12 protein-coding genes and 6 pseudogenes are annotated in these 21,383 nt (G+C 68.4%); 4 read left to right on the top strand and 14 right to left on the bottom strand.

Annotation, left to right across the window (positions count from 1 at the left end; all coding sequences use genetic code 11):
- Positions 1-4 precede the first annotated feature (4 nt).
- The 5 genes and pseudogenes from AAF143_RS06145 to AAF143_RS06165 all read right to left on the bottom strand — a co-directional run bounded on the left by AAF143_RS06145 (position 5) and on the right by AAF143_RS06165 (position 5,059).
- A pseudogene (locus AAF143_RS06145) lies at positions 5-1,380 on the bottom strand (PP2C family protein-serine/threonine phosphatase).
- A 96-nt stretch (positions 1,381-1,476) separates the two neighbouring features.
- A complete protein-coding gene (gene ftsY / locus AAF143_RS06150; protein WP_255009272.1) occupies positions 1,477-2,958 on the bottom strand; it encodes a signal recognition particle-docking protein FtsY in 1,482 nt (493 codons plus the stop codon).
- A gap of 3 nt (positions 2,959-2,961) precedes the next feature.
- Positions 2,962-3,576 carry a transcription antitermination factor NusB gene (gene nusB / locus AAF143_RS06155; protein ID WP_255009274.1) on the bottom strand — a complete coding sequence of 205 codons (615 nt, stop codon included), beginning with the start codon at positions 3,574-3,576 and terminating at the stop codon, positions 2,962-2,964.
- Positions 3,537-4,352, bottom strand: a complete 816-nt coding sequence (locus tag AAF143_RS06160) for a DUF502 domain-containing protein (protein WP_414026649.1) — start codon at positions 4,350-4,352, stop codon at positions 3,537-3,539. Before AAF143_RS06160 ends, nusB begins: the two co-directional genes overlap by 40 nt.
- 53 nt (positions 4,353-4,405) lie before the next feature.
- Positions 4,406-5,059 (bottom strand): HpsJ family protein, encoded by a 654-nt coding sequence (locus tag AAF143_RS06165; protein WP_255009277.1) that lies wholly within the window; start codon positions 5,057-5,059, stop codon positions 4,406-4,408.
- Between the two features lie 31 nt (positions 5,060-5,090).
- Here AAF143_RS06165 and queG point away from each other — a divergent pair.
- The 3 genes and pseudogenes from queG to AAF143_RS06180 all read left to right on the top strand — a co-directional run bounded on the left by queG (position 5,091) and on the right by AAF143_RS06180 (position 9,488).
- Positions 5,091-6,024 (top strand): annotated as a pseudogene (gene queG / locus AAF143_RS06170) (tRNA epoxyqueuosine(34) reductase QueG).
- Positions 6,025-6,050: 26 nt separating this feature from the next.
- Positions 6,051-6,959, top strand: a complete 909-nt coding sequence (locus AAF143_RS06175; protein WP_255009286.1) for a tetratricopeptide repeat protein — start codon at positions 6,051-6,053, stop codon at positions 6,957-6,959.
- A gap of 76 nt (positions 6,960-7,035) precedes the next feature.
- Positions 7,036-9,488: pseudogene (locus AAF143_RS06180) on the top strand (DNA gyrase/topoisomerase IV subunit A).
- Between the two features lie 86 nt (positions 9,489-9,574).
- On the opposite strand, the gene purF reads toward AAF143_RS06180, so the two are convergent.
- From purF to AAF143_RS06225, 9 genes and pseudogenes are all read right to left on the bottom strand, one after another.
- A complete protein-coding gene (purF, locus tag AAF143_RS06185) occupies positions 9,575-11,041 on the bottom strand; it encodes an amidophosphoribosyltransferase (protein ID WP_255009289.1) in 1,467 nt (488 codons plus the stop codon).
- A gap of 68 nt (positions 11,042-11,109) precedes the next feature.
- A complete protein-coding gene (locus tag AAF143_RS06190; RefSeq protein ID WP_414026896.1) occupies positions 11,110-12,828 on the bottom strand; it encodes an AIR synthase-related protein in 1,719 nt (572 codons plus the stop codon).
- Positions 12,729-13,478 carry an AIR synthase related protein gene (locus tag AAF143_RS06195; protein ID WP_414026650.1) on the bottom strand — a complete coding sequence of 250 codons (750 nt, stop codon included), beginning with the start codon at positions 13,476-13,478 and terminating at the stop codon, positions 12,729-12,731. Before AAF143_RS06195 ends, AAF143_RS06190 begins: the two co-directional genes overlap by 100 nt.
- 43 nt (positions 13,479-13,521) lie before the next feature.
- On the bottom strand, positions 13,522-14,355 hold the full coding sequence (locus AAF143_RS06200; RefSeq protein WP_255009292.1) for an RNA methyltransferase: 834 nt from the start codon (positions 14,353-14,355) through the stop codon (positions 13,522-13,524).
- A 4-nt stretch (positions 14,356-14,359) separates the two neighbouring features.
- Positions 14,360-15,511 carry a DNA polymerase III subunit beta gene (gene dnaN / locus AAF143_RS06205; protein ID WP_255009294.1) on the bottom strand — a complete coding sequence of 384 codons (1,152 nt, stop codon included), beginning with the start codon at positions 15,509-15,511 and terminating at the stop codon, positions 14,360-14,362.
- 443 nt (positions 15,512-15,954) lie between these two features.
- Positions 15,955-17,057: pseudogene (thrC, locus tag AAF143_RS06210) on the bottom strand (threonine synthase).
- A gap of 52 nt (positions 17,058-17,109) precedes the next feature.
- A complete protein-coding gene (locus AAF143_RS06215; protein ID WP_414026651.1) occupies positions 17,110-17,400 on the bottom strand; it encodes an alpha/beta hydrolase in 291 nt (96 codons plus the stop codon).
- A gap of 58 nt (positions 17,401-17,458) precedes the next feature.
- Positions 17,459-17,602: pseudogene (locus tag AAF143_RS06220) on the bottom strand (alpha/beta hydrolase); the annotation flags it as partial.
- A gap of 124 nt (positions 17,603-17,726) precedes the next feature.
- A complete protein-coding gene (locus AAF143_RS06225; RefSeq protein WP_255009298.1) occupies positions 17,727-19,616 on the bottom strand; it encodes an ABC1 kinase family protein in 1,890 nt (629 codons plus the stop codon).
- Between the two features lie 74 nt (positions 19,617-19,690).
- Here AAF143_RS06225 and recN point away from each other — a divergent pair.
- Positions 19,691-21,378 (top strand): annotated as a pseudogene (gene recN, locus AAF143_RS06230) (DNA repair protein RecN).
- Positions 21,379-21,383 lie beyond the last annotated feature (5 nt).

Raw genomic sequence — 21,383 nt, forward strand, 5'->3', positions numbered from 1 at the left:
GGGTTCAGATCGGCAACGGGGGCAGCGCCACCTCCTCCCGCACCTTGAGCACCACCATCGAGGCGTCGTCCTCAAGCTGGCGATCGGGACCGACAAAGCGATCCAGGCGGCCGAAGAGCTGATCGAGAATGCCCTGGGCGCCGATGCCGGAGCGACCGGCCGTCTGCAGGGCCCGCATCAACCGCTCCTCATCGAAGCGCTCGCCGGAGAAACCGGCGGCCTCGGTGACCCCATCGGTGTAGTAGAGGAGCACGTCACCCGGCTCCAGCACCAGTTGCTCGCTGCCGTAATCGGCATCGGGCTGCAGGCCGATCAGCAGGCCCGGCGCATCGAGCCGATCGACGCTGTTGCGCTGACGGCGCCAGATCAGCGGCGGGTTGTGGGCCGCGTTGGCGTAGCGCAGCAGGCGGGTGCGGGGGTCGAAGTCGGAATAGAAGAGCGTGACGAAGCGGTGGGAGTGGGCCAGGTCCTCCTGGGCCAGCTGGTTGAGGTCATGGAGGATGCGATCCGGTGGCAGGCCGCTGAGCACCTCAGCCCGCAGCATTCCCCGCAAAAGAGTCATCAGCAGCCCGGCGGGCACCCCTTGCCCATCACGTCCCCCATCACCAGGGCCCAGCGGCCCTGCTCCCGCAGACGACCCAGCAGTTGGGGGCGGGTGGGGATGAAGTCGTAGTAGTCACCTCCCACCTGGAAGGCGGGGCGGCAACGGGCCGCCAACTCGACACCTTCGATCACCGGGCAGTGGTCCGGAAGGAGCTGGGCCTGAATCTCGGCGCCGGTGCTGAGCTGACGGTCCAGGCGCTCGTGCAGGCGCCGGTCCTGCACCAGGGCTTCGCTCTCCAGGGCCACGCCAGTGAGATCGGCCACCAGTTGCACGTGACGGCGGTGCACGTCGCTCCAGTTCAGAGATTCCCTCGCGCCGAACACATAAAGGCGCCCCCGCTGGCGGTTACGCGCCACCACGGAGGTGCCGAAAAAGAGCTGATCCTTGAGCAGGCGGCCCAGGTGCTGATCGAGCCGTTGGGCGACCACCTCCTCGCCCGCCTCGATCGCCAGCTGGCGGTCCTCGAGCCGCCCCAGCTGGCGCAGCCGCTCCCCATAGGGTTCAGGGGCGCTCACCTGCAATTGCTCCCGCCACAGCCTGCCATCGCTGTGGAACACCACCAGCACGGCTCCCTCGGCCCCCACCAGACGGGAGGCCACCAGGGGCACCAACTCCAGAAAGCGGTTGAGGTTGGTGTAGCTGCGCAGGGCAAAGCCCAGGGAACTGAGCAGTTCCAGATTGCGGCGTTGCTCGCGGCTGAGGCTGTCCAGCAGCTCCCGCAGCGAGGCCGCAGCAGTGGCCGCTCCCGCTGCCTTCAGCGGCGCCGAAGACGGCAGGGGGGAACCGAAAGCGGACGGCTGGCTGCTCAACGGAGCGGCCGCGGAGGACTCGAAAGGTAGCAGCGGCACCTGGGTATCCCAGGGCCGTGGACCCTAGATCGCCAACAGAGCCTCAACGAACTCAAAGCTATTGAACGGCCGCAGGTCGCGGATCGTTTCGCCGGCGCCGATGAAGCGGATCGGCAACCCAGCCTCGGAGGCCACGGCCACCGCCACCCCACCCCGGGAGCTGCCATCGAGCTTGGTGAGCACCACACCGGTGAGCCCGGCGGCCTTGGCGAAGGCCATCGCCTGGCGCAGGCCGTTCTGGCCCTGGCTGGAATCGAGCACCAGCAGGGATTCCACCGCGGCCTCCGGCGCCAGGCGATCAATGATGCGCCGCACCTTGGCCAGCTCCTCCATCAAGTTGTGCTTGGTCTGCAGCCGTCCGGCGGTGTCCACCAGCACCAGATCGAGGCCCTTGGACTGGGCCGCCCCGATCGCATCGAAGACCACGGCGGCAGGATCAGCATTGGCTGAGGTGTTGGCGATCACGGCCACACCGCTGCGCTCAGCCCAGACCTTCACCTGTTCCACCGCCGCGGCCCGGAAGGTGTCGGCGGCGGCGATCAGGCAGGAGTAGCCGCTGCGCACCGCCAGGTTGGCCAGCTTGCCGAGGGTGGTGGTCTTGCCCACACCGTTCACCCCCACCAGCAACCACACGTTCAACCGGCCCCGCTCCGGGGCCAGCAGGGGACGCCCACTAGCGTTGATCGGCCGCTCCAGCAACTCCTGGAGCTGCTGCTTGAGGAAGCGGATCCCCTCGGAGGGGTCCACCACCTGCTCGTTGAGTCGGCGGCGCAGGGCTTCGAGCACCTGATCGGTGGCCGTGACGCCCACATCCGCGCGCAGCAGCAGGGATTCGAGGTCCTCGAGCACCTCCGGCCCGAGCGGGTCATCACCGAAGGTCTCCAGAAGCTGGGTGACCAGCCCCTGGCGGGACTTCTCCATCCCACGCCGCAGACGCGAGAGCCAGTCGATCTCCTCCAGGGAGACCTGATCGAGCTCACGGCCCTGGGCCGCCAGCACCTCCGCCGACCAGGTGAAATCGGCGTCGAAGGCGCCCAGCTGGGGCTGATCCTCATCGTGTGCCTCCGGCGACTGGGGAGCGCGCTCCAGCAACTCCCGTTGGCGCTGACTGCGCTCGGCCGCGGCCTGCTCCAGCAGCGACAAGCCCGCCTGGGGTGGCTCGACCCCAGAAGGTTCGGGAGGAGCGGCCACCGAAGGGGCCGGCGCCTGGGCCTCGGGCGAAACGACGGCGACCTCCAGCCCTGCTGCCGTCTCAGCGGCCAGGCGCTCGGCCTCCTGCTTCTGCTTCAGCCGCGCATAGGCCTGGCGCGCCCAGTCGAGGGCCTCCTCGCGGGCCTGATCAGCCGCTGCCGCGGGGGCCGGTGCGGCAGGTTCAGGCGGGGGAGGAGCCTCCAGCGGAGCGGTGGCGCCTGGGATCGGCTGTTCTGGGATCGGCCCAGGCTCAGGCGTGGGGGCCGCGCCCTCACTGGCCGCGCTGCGACCCCGCTGGAACCAGTCGAACTCCATCGCTCAGGACACCGCCTGGGTGAAACGGCGCAGCACGCCATTGATCATCCGCCGGCCCTGCTCGTCGCTGTAGCGATTGGCGAGTTCCACGGCCTCGTTGCAGGCCACCGCCGGCGGCGTGCCGAAGGCCTCGATCTCCGCCGCCGCCAGGCGCAGGATGTCGCGGTCAATGCGCGGCAGGCGGGTGAGGCGCCAGCCTTCCATCACCCCATCGAGGCGGGCATCCAGGGCCTCCCGCCGCTGGAGCACGGCCCGGGCGCGATCCAGCGCACCCCTGCGCACTCCCTCCTGGTCAGCCAGCAGCAGCAGCCGCGGCAATTCCAGGCTGGCGGAAAGCTGGTTGAGCGCCAGCTCCGCCTGGGTGAGGCCCTGCTGCAGGTGGTCGCGCACCTGGGGCAGGCGGTCCTGGCCATCGAGCAACTCGCTCTCAAGCAGATGCTCTTGCGCCTCCTGAAGGGCGCTGGCGGAGCGGTCGAGGGCTTCACGCACGTGCTGGGCCAGGGTCGCCAAGGCCTGGTTGAGCAGCCCATCCAAGGCCAGATCGGCGGCGGGAACGCGGTCGTTGGTCTGGCCCAGCATCAGCAGGGCCAGTTCTCGGGCAACGGATCGACTCTGCATCGGGCACCTGGTGAGACCAGCCTGGGCTCAGGCCTTGTTGGGGGAGGAGTGGAATAAGCGGGGGCCCGCAGCTGGGCGAGCAAGCTGGAAAAACTCCGGCTGGCCGGTGTTTCACGCTCATCCGGGCTGACGATGCCGGCCGAGATGATCGTGCGGAAGGCATCCTCCACCGACAGGTCGATGTCCTGAACGGCCGTCTCGGGCACGACGGCATACCAACCGGTGGTGGGATTCGGGGCGGTGGGGATGAACACGCTCAGCATCGGCTGAGGAAATCCCGCCTGCACCGAAGATCCGATCACCCCGGTGACGAAACCAAGCGCATAGAGACCCTCGCGGGGGTACTCCACCAAGACCACCCGCCGAAAGCGCGTGGAGTTGTCGCGCAGGAAGGTTTCCAGCAGCTGCTTGAGGGTCTTGTAGACCGATCCCGCCAGGGGGATGCGCAACAGGGTTCCTTCGCCGAACTCCAGCAGCCAGCGACCGACGATGTTGCGGGCCATCAGACCGATCAGCAGGATCCCCAGCAGCGGCACCAGCAGACCCACGCCGAGGTTGATCAGCTCCTGCAGCAGCGGATTGAGGGTGTTGAACGGGTTGAACTGCTTGGGGATCGTGGTCAGGAACGCCAGCACGAAACGGCTGACCGTGGTGGCCAGCCAGATGGTGGTCGCCAGCGGAATCACCACCAGCAGACCAGCGATCAGGTCGTTCTTGAGATCCTGCTGGAGCCTGCTGGGCAGCGGTTGATCGGTTCGGGGACTGGATTGAACCAAGTGGCGACCCGGAGATCCGGCGGTCGTAGATCTCCGTGCAACCTAGCCAGCCGTCAGAGCGCCGAGGCGAGCGCCAGCAAGGTGAAGGCCACCGCCAGCACCAAGGCCGAGCCCGTGCCGCCGAACCGACGCTGGTTGATCGACAGATCCCGGGCCCGTTCGGCCTGCTGAATCTGCTTGTCCGCCTGCTGCAAGCGGCTCTCGAACTGCACCTTCACCAGCTGAAGTTTCTGCTCGGCCGTGCCGCCCGGAGGCAGCTGTCCGGACTGCTCCAACTGGGCCACCAACTGCTCGAGGGCCTGGGGGTTCTTCATCTGGGCACGGGCTGCCTGCACCTGGCTGCGCTGGGCGGCCAGCTGCTGCTCGGCCTGGTCGGAGAGCGCCCGATCGCCGCTGATCGACACCGGCACGGCCACCAGCAGGGCGATCGCCAGCACGGCACTGATGCCGGTGACCAGCCAGCGGACGGGGGTGTGCTTCTCGTTGGGATGGTCGAGGCGTGAGGAGAGCAGCACCAGCAGCAACCCAAGCAGGGCCATGGGCGCCTGGCTCACCAGGCGTTCCACCACCAGCTGACGGAAAGCCTCCTCGCTCCAGGCCCAGGGAATCAAGGTGGCCACGAGCTGCAGCAGGAGCAGCACCACAAGGGTGAGGCCGAGCCAGCGCAGAACGGTGGAGAAACGCCCGGAGGCGGCAAGGGTGGTCACATCACAATGACGATGTCGCGCAACTGTACGGGTGAGAACCGACCTGGCCCAGCGGCTGAAACAGGAGGCGAAGGCGCTGGGCTTCGATCCGGTCGGCATCGCCGCCGTGCCCGGTGGCGCCAATCTGCGCCTGCGCACCGCCGCCCTGGAGCGCTGGCTCCAGGCGGGCCACCAGGGGTCGATGGGCTGGATGGCGGACCCCCGCCGCACCCGGGTGGAAGGCCTGCTGGAGGGGTGCGCAGCCTCGTGGCGGTGGGGTTGAGCTACCACGTGGCCGCCGGGCGGGCCCCGGCTCCCTGGCGATCGCGCGCTACGGCTGGGGCCGGGATTACCACCGGGTGATCGATGGGCGGTTGCGGCGACTGGGGCGCTGGCTGGGGCAGCAGGTGCCGGACAGTCGCTGGCGGGTGTGCGTGGATGCGGCACCACTGCTGGACAAGGCCTGGGCGGAGGAGGCGGGCCTGGGCTGGATTGGCAAAAACGGCAATCTCATCCACCGGCACAGGGGCTCCTGGCTGCTGCTCGGCCACCTGCTCACCACCGTGGAGCTGCCCGCCGACAGTCCTGCGGAGCCCCTCTGCGGCAGCTGCAGCCGCTGCCTCGAGGCCTGCCCCACCGGCGCGATCAGCGAGCCCTTCGTGGTGGATGCCCGCCGTTGCCTGGCCTTCCACACGATCGAAAGCCGCGAACCAACCCTTCCGGCTGCGATCAAGGCAGGCCTGGGGCCCTGGGTGGCCGGCTGTGACATCTGCCAGGACGTCTGCCCCTGGAACGGGCCGGCGTTGGAGCCCTCCAGCGATCCGGATGTGCAGCCGCGGCCCTGGATGCTGAACCTGGAACCCGAGCAGGCCCTGGGCTGGAGCGACGCGGAATGGGATGAACGGCTGAGGGCCTCAGCCCTGCGCCGCATCAAACCCTGGATGTGGCGACGGAATGTCAGGGCCGCCCTGGGGCGAGACCCCTAGGCTGCTTCAAATCACGACAGACCTCCATGATTCCCCGCTGGTTGCGGTCACTGGCGGCCGCTCCACTGGCCTTCGGCCTGGTGGCCGGTGGCCTGGAGGTGGGGACGGCGCCGGCGGCCCAGGCGTTCGTGCCCTACGTGTACATCCCTCGCCCCCAGGAACTGGAGGCGTCCGGCCTCGGCATCGCCCAGGCGGCCTCTCGCCTGCTGCGGCTGGGTCAGCCCGAGGATGCCGCCAAGCTGGCGGCCCTGACCGTGCAACTGCTGCCCGGTGACCCCCGGGGTTGGGTGCTGCTGGCGGAAGCCCAGTTGCGCAGCAACCAGCCCAAGGAGGCCTCCAAAGCGTTGGCGCGGGCCAAGCAGCTGGATCCCCGCAACCCGGGCATCCTGTTCGCCCAGGGCTCCCTGGCCCTGCGGGACGGCCAGCCGAAGCAGGCGCTTGGCTACCTGGAGCAGGGTCTCAAGCTGAACGGCAAGAACCCCGGGGCCCACTTCGACCTGGGCAACGCCCAGATTCTGCTCAACAACCCCACGGCCGCCCTCGGCTCCTTCGAGAAGGCCGCCTCCCTGCGCAAGGGCTTCTGGGAGGCGATCAACAACCAGGCCCTGGTGCTGTTCGAGCTGAGCCGCCCGCGCGAGGCGATCGAGCGCTGGCGTCAGGCCCTGCAGATCAAATCCAGCGCCTCCGAGCCCACCCTGGCCCTGGCCGCGGCCCTTAACGGCAGCGGCAACAACAACGAGGAAGCCCTGCGCTTGGCCAAGCGCGCCCTGGAGGGGGAACCCAGCTACGTCCTGGAGACGTACCAGAAGGAACAACTCTGGGGCAACAAGCTGCGGGCCGCCACCAAACGGCTGTTGGGCCGTCCCGAGCTCAAATCGGTGGTCGAACGTGCCCTGGCCAATGCCGGCAACGGCAGCCAGGAACCCGACGAATGAGGCTCTCTCAGGGGTTTTGGTGCCCGCAGCGAGATCTGTAGGCTGAGCCCCTTCCGCCCCTTGAGCCCGAACCCGGATGGCCGAGGAGCGCATCCAGCCCATCGCCCTGCATCACGAGATGCAGCGCTCCTACCTCGAGTACGCCATGAGCGTGATCGTGGGGCGGGCCCTGCCGGACGTGCGCGACGGCCTCAAACCGGTGCAGCGGCGCATTCTCTTCGCGATGCACGAGCTGGGGCTGACCCCGGATCGGCCCTACCGCAAGTGCGCCCGGGTCGTGGGCGATGTGCTGGGCAAGTACCACCCCCATGGCGACCAGGCGGTCTACGACGCCCTGGTGCGGCTGGTGCAGACCTTCGCCAGCCGCCATCCCCTGCTGGACGGCCACGGCAACTTCGGTTCGGTGGACGACGACCCGGCCGCCGCCATGCGCTACACGGAGACGCGGCTGGCACCGATCTCCCACGAGGGGCTGCTCGATGAGATCGGCAGCGACACCGTCGATTTCGCTCCCAACTTCGACGGCTCCCAACAGGAGCCCACGGTGCTGCCCGCCCAGCTGCCCTTCCTGCTGCTGAACGGCTGCTCGGGCATTGCCGTGGGCATGGCGACGAACATTCCCCCCACAACCTCGGGGAAGTGGTGGACGCCGTGATCGCCCTGGTGCGCAACCCTGACCTCAGCGACGAGAAGCTGCTGGCCCTGGTGCCCGGCCCTGACTTCCCCACCGGCGGAGAGGTCCTCCTCGGCAGCGGCGTGCGCGACACCTATCTCAACGGCCGCGGCAGCATCCCCATGCGCGGGGTGGCCCACATCGAAGAGGTCCAACCCGGCAAGGGCCGCCACCGGCGCTCTGCCGTGGTGATCACCGAGCTGCCCTATCAGCTCAGCAAGGCGGGCTGGATCGAGAAACTGGCCGAGCAGGTGAACGACGGCAAGATCGGCGGGATCGCCGACATCCGCGATGAAAGCGATCGCGACGGCATGCGCGTGGTGGTGGAGCTGCGCCGGGATGCGGAAGCCGACAAGGTGCTGAGCGAACTGCAACGGCGCACGGCCCTGCAGAGCAACTTCGGCGCCATCCTGCTGGCCCTGGTGAATGGCAAGCCCCAGCAACTGAGCCTGCGCCAGCTGCTGGAGCAGTTCCTGGAGTACCGCGAACGCACCCTGATCCGCCGCACCAACCATGCCCTCAAGCGCGCCGAGGACCGACTGGAGGTGGTGGAGGGGCTGATCAAAGCCCTTGATTCCCTCCAGCGGGTGATCGAGCTGATCCAGGCGGCCAGCGACGCCGCCTCAGCCAAGGCCAGCCTGCAGGTGCACCTCGACCTCAGCGAACGGCAGGCGGAGGCCGTGCTGGCCATGCCCCTGCGCCGGCTCACAGGCCTGGAGCAGGACGGCCTTCGCAGCGAAGCCAAGGAGCTGCGGAACGAGCGCACGCGGCTGCGGGAACTGCTCGACAACCGCAGCAGCCTGCTCGAGGCGCTGGTGCATGAGCTCAAGGTGCTCAAGAAGCGCTTCAACACCCCCGCCGCACCCGCCTGGTGGAGGGGGCGATGCCCTGGTGGCCCTGCGGGCGGCGGCGGTGCGTCCCAACGCCGAACAACAACGCCAGCAGGCCTACGGAGCCCTGGCCAGCGATGGCCGGCTGCTGATCAGCAGCGATGGCCAGGTGCGGATCGTGGCCCCCCAGACCCTGGGACGACTGCACCTGGAGGAGCCCGTTGAGCTGGGGGAGCACCCGGCCCCGGCCCGACTGATCCTGCCGATTACCGGACAACCGAGCCTGCTGGCCTTAACCAGCGGTGGCCGGGTGGCCCTGCTGCGCTGGGAGTTTGCCGGTCAGCAACCCGGCAACCTGGAGAAGTTCCTCCCCGACAGCCTGGAGGGCGAACGGGTCGTGCAGGTGCTCCCCCTGGAGAGCGATCCAGCCCTCAGCCTGGGGCTGCTGAGCAGCGATGGCCGCTTCAAACGCCTGCCGATCAGCGAGTTCCAGGAGCTCTCCGGACGGGCCATCAGCGTGCTCAAACTCCGCGATGAGGTGGTCCTGCGGCGGGTGGTCTGCTGCAGGGAAGGGGACGACCTGATCGTGGCCAGCAGCACCGGACGGGTGCTGAAACTGGAGGTGAATGAGGCCAACCTGCCGGTGATGGGGCGCACGGCCCAGGGGCCCGTGCTGATGCGGCTGCTGCCGGGGGAAGCGGTGGTCGGAGCTGTGGCCGCTGGGGAGGGTGACGACGTGCTGCTGGCCAGCCGTGGCGGTCAGCTCAAGCGCCTGCGGGCCGCCGGCCTGCGCCGCTGCCAGCGCGGTGACCTCGGCCAGATCGGGATGCACTTCAAGGACCGCAGCGATCAGTTGGTCGACCTGCAGGGCCTGGGCTCTGCGGTGGTGAGTGTGCTGGTGGGCGACAAGCGCCACTTCCGCCTCCAGGCAGACCAGCTTGAATCCCAGGAGGCCAGTGGCAGCGGCCAGCTGTTCCCCTGCCGGCGGGCGAGAGCGTTGAGGAGCTGGTTCCCCTGATCCGCTGAGCCGATCCCACGGATCCATCAGCCCAGACGAGCGGCCCCTCAGCCCAGCGAGCCATCGGGGCAGATCCTGGCAGCAAGCTGAGGCCTCAGACCGTGGCCGCGAGCCCGGTTGGTTCGAGCATCAATTTGCTGGAGCGCATCTCTTCCTCCATCTCGATCGGGTAGTGGCCATCGAAACAGGCCGTGCAGAAGTTGGCGGAGGCGGCATGGGCCGCTTCGACCATGCCCTCCTTGCTCAGGTAGGCCAGGGAATCCACCCCCAGATGGGCTTCGATCTGCTGGAGGGTGAGACGAGCCGCAATCAATTGGTCCTGGTTGTCGGTGTCAATGCCGTAGAAGCAGGGATGGGTGACCGGCGGTGAACTGATGCGCATGTGCACCTCGGTGGCCCCCGCATCGCGCAGGGCCGCCACCAATTTGCGGCTGGTGGTGCCACGCACGATCGAGTCGTCGATAACCACCACACGCTTGCCAGAGAGCACATCGGGCAGGGGATTGAGCTTGACCCGGATGCCCGCTTCGCGCATGGCCTGGGTGGGCTGGATGAAGGTGCGGCCCACGTAGCGGTTCTTGATCAGCCCATCGGCATAGGGGAGGCCGCTGTGCTTGGAATAACCGATGGCGGCAGGAATGCCTGAATCCGGCACCCCGATCACGATGTCAGCTTCGACGGCGGATTCCCGTGCCAGCACCTCACCGATGCGGTGGCGATAGCTGTAGAGCGATTCGCCAAAGAAGCGGCTGTCCGGGCGGGCGAAATAAATCATCTCGAACACGCACAGCTTCGTGGGCTGCTCGATCCAGCGGGCGCGCTCGGGTTCCGTTGCGCCGAAGCGGAACGCCACCAGTTCCCCGGGGGCCACCTCGTCGATGTAGGTGGCGCCGATGATGTCGAGGCCACAGGATTCACTGCTCACCACCCAGTGGCGTTCGTCGCCATCGCCGAAGACACCGAACACCAGCGGGCGGATGCCATGGCCATCGCGCAGGGCGAACAGACCCTCCGGGGTGCCGATCGCCAGACTGAAGGCGCCGTGGCAGCGGCCGACGGCGCAGCGGATCGCCGCCTCCCAGCCCAGGCCGCCGTTGACCGCCTCCTGGAGGGCGAAGGCGATCAACTCCGAATCGGTGGTGGAGGTGAGCTCGGCATCGGTGGCGGCGATCGCCGCCCGCAGCTCGCCGGCGTTGACGAGGTTGCCGTTGTGGGCCAGGGCGAAGGGTCCCAGGCGCGTCATCAGCACCACGGGCTGGGCATTGCAGACGCGACTGCTGCCGGTGGTGGAATAGCGGTTGTGTCCGATGGCCAGATCACCGGGCATGCGGGCGAGCACGTCCTGGTCGAACACCTGGCTCACCAGGCCCATGTCCTTGTGCAGGCGCACCTTGTCGCCGTTGAAGACGGCGATGCCGGCCGACTCCTGGCCGCGGTGCTGCAGGGCGTAGAGGCCGAAGTAGGTGAGGTTCGCCACCTGCTGGCCCGGGGCCAGCACGGCGAACACGCCGCAGGCCTCCTCGGGTTTATCAGGGCGCTCAGGCCGATCAGCGGTGCTCACCGATCCAAGGGGATGTTCGCTGAGCGACACAGGGCCTGGCGCCTTGAAGGGGTGATGAACAGTCTGCCTCAACTCCGGGCCCCGAGGCGGCGGGGCAGGGCCTGCTCATAGCGCTCGCGCAGGGACTCGATGGCGCTGGTGAGCAGTGGCTGATCCGCCCGGCTGACGGTGAGCTGCGGCTCGGCGCTCACCTGCCCCAGGCGCTGGGCCCAGGCCTGCTCCCCCAAGGCACCAGCACTCTCCAGGGCTACCTCCCAGGCAGCTGCCTGTGACGCCGGCACCGACACCAGGATTCGGGCGCCGCCCTCGGCAAACAGCAGACGATCGAGCCGAACCTCACCGGGAGGTACTTGCACCGTCGCCCCGAGGCCCGAGGCGATCGAAGCCTCCGCCAGGGCCACCGCCAGACCGCCGTCGGCCAGGTCGTGGGCGGAGACCACCAGGCCTGCGCTGATCGCCTGGCGCAGGAAAGCCTGCACCCGAACCTCCAACTCCAGATCGGTGTGCGGCGGCCGGCCGGTGGCCAGGCCGTGGATCCGCTCCAGGTAGCTGCTGCCTGACAGCGACAGGCGCTCCTCGACAGCGGCACTCTCCACAGAAGCCTCCAGGGGAACCCCCAGCAACCAGATCGCATCCCCCGGGGTTCGCCAGCCCAGACCGGTGACCTGGGCCAGGTCGTGCACCAGCCCCACCATGCCCACCACCGGGGTGGGGTGGATCGGCTGCATCCGTCCATCACTCAGGCGGATCTCGTTGTAGAGCGAGACGTTGCCGCCCGTGACCGGGGTGCCGAGGGTGCGGCAGGCCTCCGCCAGACCGCGGCAGGCCAGGGCCAGCTGCCAGTAGCCCCGGTCGGTGTCGGGGGAGGGAAAGTTGAGGTTGTCGGTGACCGCCAGGGGTTCGGCGCCCACGCAGCTGAGGTTGCGGGCCGCCTCGGCCACCGCCGCGATCGCCCCACGTTCGGGGTCGAGGGCCACCCAGCGGTTCGGGCAATCCACGGTGGCCGCCACCCCACGGGTGACCGCAGCGAGGGAACCGGCACCCTGCTGGGGCCTGAGGCGCACCACGGCGGCATCGGCGCCGCCCGGAAGCACCACGGTGTTGGCCTGCACCTGGTGGTCGTACTGGCGCCAGACCCAGCGCTTGCTGGCGATGGTGGGATCATCCAAAAGCTTCTCCAGCACAGCGTTCCAGGTCAGGGTTCCGCTGGGGGTGGCGATGCCAGCATCGGTGGCCTCGGGCAGCTCAGCTTCGCTCCAGCGCCAATGGGTCAGCAGGTCCGCCGGCGGTTCACTGATCAGCTCGTGGCGGTTGATCGGGGTGTCATCGGCCAGGGCATGGGCGGGAACTTCAGCGGCCACCTGCCCGTGCTGCAGCACCCGCACGATCGGCTCCGCCAGCACCCTTCCCACCACGGCGGCCTGGAGCCCCCAGCGGCGGAAGCGTTCCATCAGCGGCTGCTCCCGCCCGGCCCTGACCACGAACAGCATGCGCTCCTGGGATTCCGAGAGCAGGTACTCGTAGGCGGTCATGCCGGCTTCGCGGGCGGGCACCAAATCGAGATCCAGCTCGATGCCCACGCCGCCCTTGGCGGCCATCTCCGAGCAGCTGCAGGTGAGTCCGGCGGCCCCCATGTCCTGGGCGGCCACCACATCGCCGCTCTGGAAGGCCTCCAGACAGGCCTCGATCAGTCCCTTCTCCAGAAACGGATCCCCCACCTGCACGGCGGGGCGATCGTCGAGGGAGGCCGCGCTGAGTTCTGCCGAGGCAAAGCTCGCACCGCCCATGCCATCGCGGCCGGTGGTGCTGCCCACGTAGACCACCGGATTGCCCACCCCTCGGCGCCGGAGCGCACGATCTCCGGCGTTTCCATCAGCCCCAGGGCCATGGCGTTCACCAATGGGTTACCGCTGTAGCTGGGGTCGAAGGCCACCTCACCGCCCACGGTGGGCACCCCCACGCAGTTGCCGTAGTGGGCGATGCCGGCCACCACACCTTCCATCAGGCCCACGTTGCGCTCGTCTTCCAATGGGCCGAAGCGCAGGGCGTTGAGCAGGGCAATCGGCCGCGCCCCCATGGTGAAGATGTCCCGCAGGATGCCGCCCACACCCGTGGCCGCCCCCTGGAAGGGCTCCACGGCCGAGGGGTGGTTGTGGCTCTCGATCTTGAAGGCCAGGTGCTGACCTTCGCCAAGATCCACCACACCGGCGTTTTCACCCGGGCCCACCAGGATGCGCGGCCCCTCGGTGGGAAAGCCCTGCAGCAGTGGCCGTGAGTTGCGGTAACAGCAGTGCTCCGACCACATCACCCCGAACATGCCCAGCTCAGCCCGGTTCGGGGCCCGGCCCAGGCGCCGAACGATCTCGTCGTAATCGGCCTGGCTCAGGCCCTCCTTGCGCAGCGCATCGGCGACCGAAAAGGAGGAGCTGGCAACCACGGAGCGGAGGCAAGAGAGCGCCAGTCTGGCTGAGGGGAGTCACTCAGATCCAGGGATCCTCCTCAGATCCGGGGTCACGGGGTTGCCGGCGCCGGCTGGCGGCCTGACGGGGCGGAGACTCCTGATCCTCCGGGCGCTGCTGCTCCCAGCGCTCCTCGGGGTCCATGGCTTCCCAGGGCTCCCGCTCCTCGAAGGAGACCTGGCGCTCCTCCCGCTCGCCCCTCGGGTTCTCCTCCCACGGGGGCTCCTCCAACCAACCCTCCAGCCGATCCTCGAAGCGATCCCCCACCTGCTGGAACTGGTCCCGCAGCCGGGCCGTCTCCTGGCCCACCTGCTCCCGCCAGCGGCGGGAGCGCTGCAGGAATTCCTGGCGCAGGCTGGCCTTGGCCAGGGGTAGATCATCCAGGCCAGCCACGGCGGTCACCACCTGGCCGGGCTGCTGGTCGAGGATGCGATCCGGGGACAGGCGCCAGCGGCTGCTGCCGGGCAGCCGGGGATCACTGCGGGCCACCAGGTAATGGAGGATCCGGCCCGTTCGCAGCTCCACCGCCAGGTCCACCAGGGTGCCGATCGGCTCTGCGGAACGGTTCACTAACACCGCCTCCAGGAGCGTGGGCAGACGGGCCAGGGTGTCGGGCTCCGTTTCCGCCGGATCCCCCTGCACCAGGGCCTCCTGCTCCCCCAGGCCCCGCAACTGATCCAGACGCCAAACCAGCGGCCGGGAGCCAAAACCGGCCGGTTTGCTCACCCAGCCCAGCAGACGGTGGACCGGCGGATGCATCCAGCCCTGCTGGCCGGCGCCGCGATCGAGACCCTGGTCGCAGCGAACCCGCAGCCGCAGCAGGTCACTGAGCAACAGGTGCTCCGGCAGGGCCACGGGCTCAGGTCCGAATCTGAATGGGCATCACCAGGTAGGTGAAGCCCCCATCCTCCACCGGCGCCAGCACGGCCGGAGTGGTGGGGGCGTTGCAGCGCAGCTCCACCCGCTCGGCGACCATCGCCTTGAGGCCATCGAGCACATAGCGCACGTTGAAGGCGATCTGGATCGGTTCACCGCTGATCGAGGCCGCCAGGGCCTCCGAACCGCTGCCGACGTCCTGGGCATCGGCGCTGATCGCGAGCTGGCCGTTGGCTGGATCACTGCTGAGCTTGACCACGTTGTTGTGCTGGTCCGCCAGCACCGCCACCCGTTCGAGGGCAGCGATCAGACCGCGGCGGTCCAGCTCCAGCACCCGGTTGAAGCTGTCGGGGATGAGCTGGCGGTAGTTGGGATAGGTGCCGTCGAGGCTGCGGCTGGTGACCACCTGGTCACCCCAGAGGAACACCACCTGACCTCGGTCGCAGAAGAGGTTGACCGGCTCGGCCGCCGGGCGTGCCGACAGCAGCCGCTCCAGTTCGCGCAGGGAGCGGGCCGGCACGGTGACGGCGAAGGGCTCCCCTTCTCCCGGCTCGCTGGCGCCCCCGGGCAGGGCGTTGGCCAGCCGCAGCACGGAGAGCCGGTGGCCATCGGTGGCGGCGAACTCCAGATCCTGGCCCTCCAGGCTCAGATGCACACCGGTGAGCAGCTGCTTGGCCTCATCACCGCTGCTGGCGAACAGGGTGGCCCGCAGGCCCCTCACCAGGGCCTCGGCCTCCAGGCGGATCGGCACGCCGGTCTGGAGCAGGGGCAGATCGGGGAAGTCTTCCGCCGCCAGGCCGCGCAACTGGTAGCTGCCGGAGAGGCTGGTGAGCTCCACCTGCTCGCTCTCCTCAGGGCTGTGCAGGGTGATCGGGCTCTCACTGGACTGGCGCGAGACGATTTCACCGAACAGGCGCGCCGGCAGGGTGATCGCACCGCTGGCCTCCACCGATGCCGCCAGGCTGGTCTGGATGCCAAGGCTGAGATCGAAGCCGGTGAGGCTCAAGCGACCGGTGCCCGCATCGGCCGTCAGCAACACATTGGCCAGCACGGGGTGGTTAGGACGGGCGGTGACAGCCCGGCTCACCAGCTGGAGACTGGCATTCAGTTCGGCCTGGGAACAGACCAGCTTCATCGACGCAGACCCGGGCTTGAAACGATGGATGGCCCATCGGGCGACACCAAGCTTCCACAAGGCGGTCGGATCCGCAACGGCCCGATCGGGAGTCCGTACCAAGATCGACCTGGAACCGACCGGTTGGGTTCGGCCCGACGGATCAAGAAAGGATTGATTTCTTGAATCAATAAAACCTCGTAGTCGTAGGGCCTGTGGAAATCGTGGAAAACAGTGCAAAGGGCCTGCAAGAGAATGGATGAGCGCTCAGATCCCTTGGGGAGAGTGAGCGCGAATGAATCGATTTCGAGCTGTTTTCCACTCTTTCCCCCGACTGGGGAAAAACAATGACCATCCATGACCCGGCTGAGCCCGTCGTTTTCCATGGAACGCCAGCGCTTTTCCTCAGCCCCAGGTCGACCTGTTGGGGACCAGTTCCTGAAATGACCCGGCTCTGATCGGGATCAGAAGCCCATCACCTTCGCCACCGTGGCCACGTCGGGGGACAGATCGGGGTGGAAGGTGGCGTCATTGTTCTCGATCGCGCAGTTGGGATCTTTCAGGCCGTTTCCGGTGAGCACGCAGACCACCGTGGCTCCGGCGGGCACCGCCTCGGCCTGTTGCAGCAGCCCCGCCACCGAGGCGGCGCTGGCAGGTTCACAGAACACCCCCTCCTGGCTTCCCAGCAGCTTGTAGGCGCTCACAATCTCGGCGTCGGTGACGGCATGGAAGGCGCCTCCGCTCTCGCTGCGCACCTTGAGGGCCTTTTCACGGTTGGCCGGGTTGCCGATGCGGATCGCCGTGGCGATGGTGTCCGGCTGCTCAACCGTGTGGCCCAGCACCAGGGGGCGGAACCACTGGCCTGAAAGCCCATCATCTTGGGCAGCTTGCGGCTCAGGCCCGCCTGGCGGTATTCCTGGAAGCCCATCCAGTAGGCGCTGATGTTGCCGGCGTTGCCCATGGGGATGCAGAGCCAGTCGGGGGCGTCACCGAGGGCATCCACCACCTCGAAAGCGGCCGTCTTCTGGCCCTGCAGGCGGTAGGGATTGAGGGAATTCACCAGGGTGACCGGATAGCGCTCGGCCACCTCGCGCACGATCGTCAGGGCCTGGTCGAAGTTGCCGCGCACCGCCAGCACCTCGGCGCCGTAGAGCAGGGCCTGGGCGAGTTTGCCCTGGGCCACGTAGCCGTCGGGGATGAGCACGAAGGCGCGCATGCCGGCCCGGCGGGCATAGGCGGCGGCGGCGGCGGAGGTGTTGCCGGTGCTGGCGCAGATCACTGCGCTCGAGCCCGCCTCCTTGGCCTTGCTGATCGCCATCGTCATGCCCCGGTCCTTGAAGCTGCCGGTGGGGTTGAGACCGTCGTATTTGAGGAACACCCTCACGCCCCGGCCGATGCGTTCGGCCACGGCGGGGGCCGGAATCAATGGCGTGCCCCCTTCCCGCAGCGTGATCACCGGGGTGCGCTCCGAGACCGGCAACCAGCGCCGGTAGCCCTCGATCAGCCCTGGCCAGTCTTGGAAGGCCGGCTTTCTGCCCAGGTTCCGCAGGGAGTCAAGCAGCGGCACAGCAGCAGAAGGGGGCTCTGGCGAATCTACGTGTCAGGGGCGTGGTCCTGATTCAGGAGGAACCCTTGGGGTTGCTGGTGGATTTCAGACCATCGAGGGGCGATTCCGAGAAGAAGCGCACCAGCTCGGCGATCGAACTGGCTTTGCTCATGGTGCCCATCAGGGCGGGAAGGCTGATCGCCAGATCGTCGTTGGGGTAGGCCCGCAGGAAACCCACGGCCGAGAGGCTGTCGTTGTTGCCGTTGAGGCCGAGGATGGTGGCGGCCCGAAGGGCGGGAACGGCCACGCCTTTGGCGTTCAGGGGGTAGACGATCACGGCCACCCGGCTGAGCACCGCTTCCACCGATGCGGGTGTTGAGCAGGCGGCTGGTGAGCTCCAGGGGCAGGCTGATCTGCTGGTTGAGCAGCTTGGCCACGTCCTGGGGCTTTTGCTTGCCCAGCCGCAGCAGGTCTGCCAGCAGCCCCTGGGCCTGGCCGGACTTGGCCAGCAATTCCAGGTCAGCCACGGGAATGGAGCGCCGGAAGGCACCGCTCACGAACACCACCTGCTCGGCGGCCAGGGCGCCCTGGGGGATGGCGGTCAGGGCCAGACCCAGCAGGGCGGACGTGAACAGGCGGGGCTGTCGCAAGGTGAGACTCCAATCGTTCAAGAACTCTAGGAGGCGCCCTTCAGGGGGCGACGACGGCGCTGCGGGTTTCCGTTGTCACGAGCACATCCCGCAGCAAGCGAACCACCCCACGCTCGGCCAGGCGACGGGCCAGCTCCAGCCCCATCTGCCGCAGGTCGGGTTCCCGCAGCAGCCGGGGCAGGCGACTGAGCAGGAGTTGGGGGTCGAACCCAGGCAGTTCGCGCAGGATCGCCACCAGCCGCGCCACGGGCTCGAGCGACAGCAGTTCCAGGTCCTTGTTGCTGATTGGGTCGAGGCCCCGCAGACCGGGTGGCTGCAGCCGCCTGGGCAGCCGCTGACCCAGCCGTTGGACGGTCTGCCAGCCGATGGCATCCATCTGATCCACCGCAGCCTCCACCAGTTGCTCCCGCAGCATCCCGCCGCCGGGGGAGAACAGGAAATCCAGCACCTGATCGAGGAGGCCCTCGAGGTCGAGCTGATCCTGCAGGGAGGCGCTGGTGATCAGGTTGTCCAGCCGTTGCCAGCGGAACTGATCGCCGTCAAAGAGCATGTCCCGCAGGCTCTCGCGCAGCTCGGGATCGGGATCCTCCATCAGCCGGCGGGCGAAGTAGGGGTAGGCGGCCCCGAGAATCTTGAAGCTCGGATCGACGCTCAGGGCAATCCCCTCGAGGGTGACGAGCGAACGGATGATCAGGGCGTAATAGGGCGGCACCTGGAACGGGAAGCGATACATCACCCCGGAGAGATCGTCGGTGACGGCCTTGAAATCCATCCGGCTCACGCCCTGCTCGATCGCCTGGCCGAACACCTTTTCAAAGGCGGGCACGATCGGCTCGAGATCCACGGTTTCGGCCAGGAAGCCGAGTTGCACGAAATCGTGGGAAAGGGCAGGGAAGTTGCGGTTGACCAGGTGCACCACCGCCTGGATCAGGCCCGTGCGTGAGCTGCGGCTCACCTCGCTCATCATTCCGAAATCCAGGTAGGCGAGCCGGCCGTCCGCCAGGGCCAGCAGGTTGCCCGGGTGGGGATCGGCATGGAAGAAGCCGTGCTCCAGCAACTGCTGCAGGCTGCAGTTCACGCCCACCTGCACCATGTCGTCGGGATCGAAACCGAGGGCCTTGACCGCCGCCAGGTTGGTGAGCTTCACGCCGTCGATCCAGTCCATCGTCAGCACCCGACGGCTGGTGGCCCCGTGATGGATGGCCGGCACCGCAATGCGGCGGTTGTGGCGGTGCAGCGCCGCGAAGCGTTCGGCGTTGGCGGCCTCGTTGAGGTAGTCCATCTCCTCGAACACCCGCTGACCCAGTTCGTCGATCAGGGCCACCAGATCGCTGCGGATCAGCCCCACGTTGCGGTTGATCCAGGCGGCGATCAGGCGCACGATGTAGAGGTCAAGGGTGATCTGCTCGCGCAGACCCGGCCGCTGCACCTTCACGGCCACCGGAACGCCACCCTTGAGCACGCCCTTGTGCACCTGCCCCAGGGAGGCGGCGGAGATCGGCTCACGGTCGAGCTGCTCGTAGATCGCCTCCACCGGCTGTCCCAGGTCTTCTTCGATGCAGGCCATCGCCAGGGCTGAATCGAAGCCCGGCAGTTGGTCCTGCAGCAAGGCCAGCTCCTCCAGCAGCAGCGGCGGCACGACATCGGGCCGGGTGGAGAGGGCCTGACCGGCCTTGATGAACGCCGGCCCCAGCTGCACCAGCAGATCGGCGCATTCCTTGGCCCGGGCCCGGGCCCGCTCGGCATTGGCCAGCAGGCCGGTGGACCAGTCAAAGCCGACCCCCAGCAGATAGAGGCCGATGGGCACCAGCGTCTGCCACAGGCGGCGCAGCAGCCGCTGCGGATGGCCGGCGTAGATGCGGCGGATCGCGGCCGGGTCGTAGCTGAGCAGACCGGCAGCTTCGATGAAATCGCCGGTCGCACCGACCATGCCGCTGGAATCGCTGCACCCCTTCTAAACGAATCCGACAGCCGCTACGGTCGGACCAATGACCGGAGGCCGGCGTGCTCACGGGTCTGCGGCTGCACCAGATTGCCTTGATCGAGGCGCTCGAACTCAGTTTCGAGCGGGGTTTCACGGTGCTCACCGGCGAAACCGGCGCCGGTAAGTCGATTCTGCTCGATGCCCTCGATGCCCTGCTCGGCGGCGGCCAGGGCAGCGCCGGAGTGCGGCTGCTGCGGCCGGGGAGCGAGCGCAGCACGATCGAGGCCAGTTTCAGCCTCAACCCGCCGCTGCTCGATTGGCTCCAGGAGCAGCAGCTGGACACGGCTGAGGAGGAGCTGGTGATCACTCGCGAGTGGCGCCGCCTGGAGGAACGCATCAACAGCCGCAGCCGCGTCAACGGTGTGGTCGTCAGCCGTGCCCAGTTGCTGGAGCTGCGGCCGCTGCTGCTGGAGCTCACGGTTCAGGGTCAGACCCAGCAGCTGGCCCGGCCCGGGCAGCAGCGCCGCTGGCTTGATCGTTTTGGTGGCGATTCCTTGCTGGCGGGCCTGGAGCCGGCCCGCAGTGCCCAGCGGCTCTGGAAACAGGCGGAGGCCGCCCTGGAGCGGGCCCGCGGCGACCGCGAGCGGCTGGAGCAGGAGCGCCAGGGGCGCCAGCAGTTGCTGGATGAATGGGAGGCGGCGCGGCTGGAGGATCCCTTCGAGCGCCAGGCCCTCGAAGCCGACCAGGACCGACTCGTGCACGGGGTGCGTCTCCAGGACGGGGTGATGACCCTGATCGGCCGCCTGCAGGAGGGAGCCGACGGGGCCCCTTCAGTGCTTGATCACCTGGCGGCCTGCGAGCAGGAGCTGCAGGCGATGGCGGTGCTCGATGGAACGTTGCAGCCCCAGCTGCTCGCCATTGGGGAAGCCCTGGCCCAGGTTCAGGATCTGGCGCGCGACCTCGACCGCTACGGCGCCGGACTGGAGAGCGACCCTGAAACCCTGGCCACGCTCCAGGACCGCATCGCCCAGCTGCGCAGCCTGGAGCGGCGCCATGGCCTCGATCTGAGCGAGCTGATCGCCGAGCGGGACCGGCTGCGGGAGTTGCTGGGCCCTGGTGGGGCCGCGGCCTCCCTGGCGGAGCTGGAGCGCTCGGAAGCGCAGGCTCGCCAGATACGTGAACGCGTGCACGGGCAGCTCAGTGCCCTTCGGCGTCAGGCGGCCGCCCAGCTGCAGGACCAGCTGATGGAGGCGCTGCGGCCCATGGGCCTGGCCAACGTGCGCTTCGCCGTGGCGGTGGATCCTGCCCCCGCCAGTGAGGACGGATCCGATGCGGTGCAGTTTCTGTTTTCCGCCAACCCGGGCCAACCGCTGGCCCCCTGGCGGAGGTGGCCTCCGGCGGCGAGATGAGCCGTTTCCTGCTGGCCCTCAAGACCTGCCTGGCGGCTAGCGATCCCCACGTCACCCTGCTGTTCGATGAAATCGATGCCGGCGTGAGCGGGCGTGTGAGCGGCGCCATGGCCCAGCTGCTCCACCGCCTGGCCGAGCGGCGACAGGTGTTCTGCGTCACCCACCAGCCGCTGGTGGCCGCCGCCGCCGACCACCACTTCCGTGTCAGCAAGGAGGTGCAGGGCGGCCTCACGCTCACGGGAGTGTCCCAGCTGCGGGACACTCAGGAGCGCCAGCGGGAGCTGGCGGAACTGGCAGGGGGCGACAGCGGTGAGGCCCACAGCTACGCCGCCAGCCTGCTGGAGAAGCGGGTGGCCTGATCCAA

The sequence above is a fragment of the Cyanobium sp. ATX-6F1 genome (assembly GCF_047395825.1).
In the GTDB taxonomy this organism is placed as follows: Bacteria; Cyanobacteriota; Cyanobacteriia; order PCC-6307; family Cyanobiaceae; genus ATX-6F1.

Bases quoted from the DNA above. Each gene is read 5' to 3' on its own strand.
- ftsY (WP_255009272.1), bottom strand. From the start codon at position 2,958: ATGGAGTTCGACTGGTTCCAGCGGGGTCGCAGCGCGGCCAGTGAGGGC.
- nusB (WP_255009274.1), bottom strand. From the start codon at position 3,576: ATGCAGAGTCGATCCGTTGCCCGAGAACTGGCCCTGCTGATGCTGGGC.
- AAF143_RS06175 (WP_255009286.1), top strand. From the start codon at position 6,051: ATGATTCCCCGCTGGTTGCGGTCACTGGCGGCCGCTCCACTGGCCTTC.
- AAF143_RS06190 (WP_414026896.1), bottom strand. From the start codon at position 12,828: ATGGGCGGTGCGAGCTTTGCCTCGGCAGAACTCAGCGCGGCCTCCCTC.
- dnaN (WP_255009294.1), bottom strand. From the start codon at position 15,511: ATGAAGCTGGTCTGTTCCCAGGCCGAACTGAATGCCAGTCTCCAGCTG.
- AAF143_RS06225 (WP_255009298.1), bottom strand. From the start codon at position 19,616: ATGGTCGGTGCGACCGGCGATTTCATCGAAGCTGCCGGTCTGCTCAGC.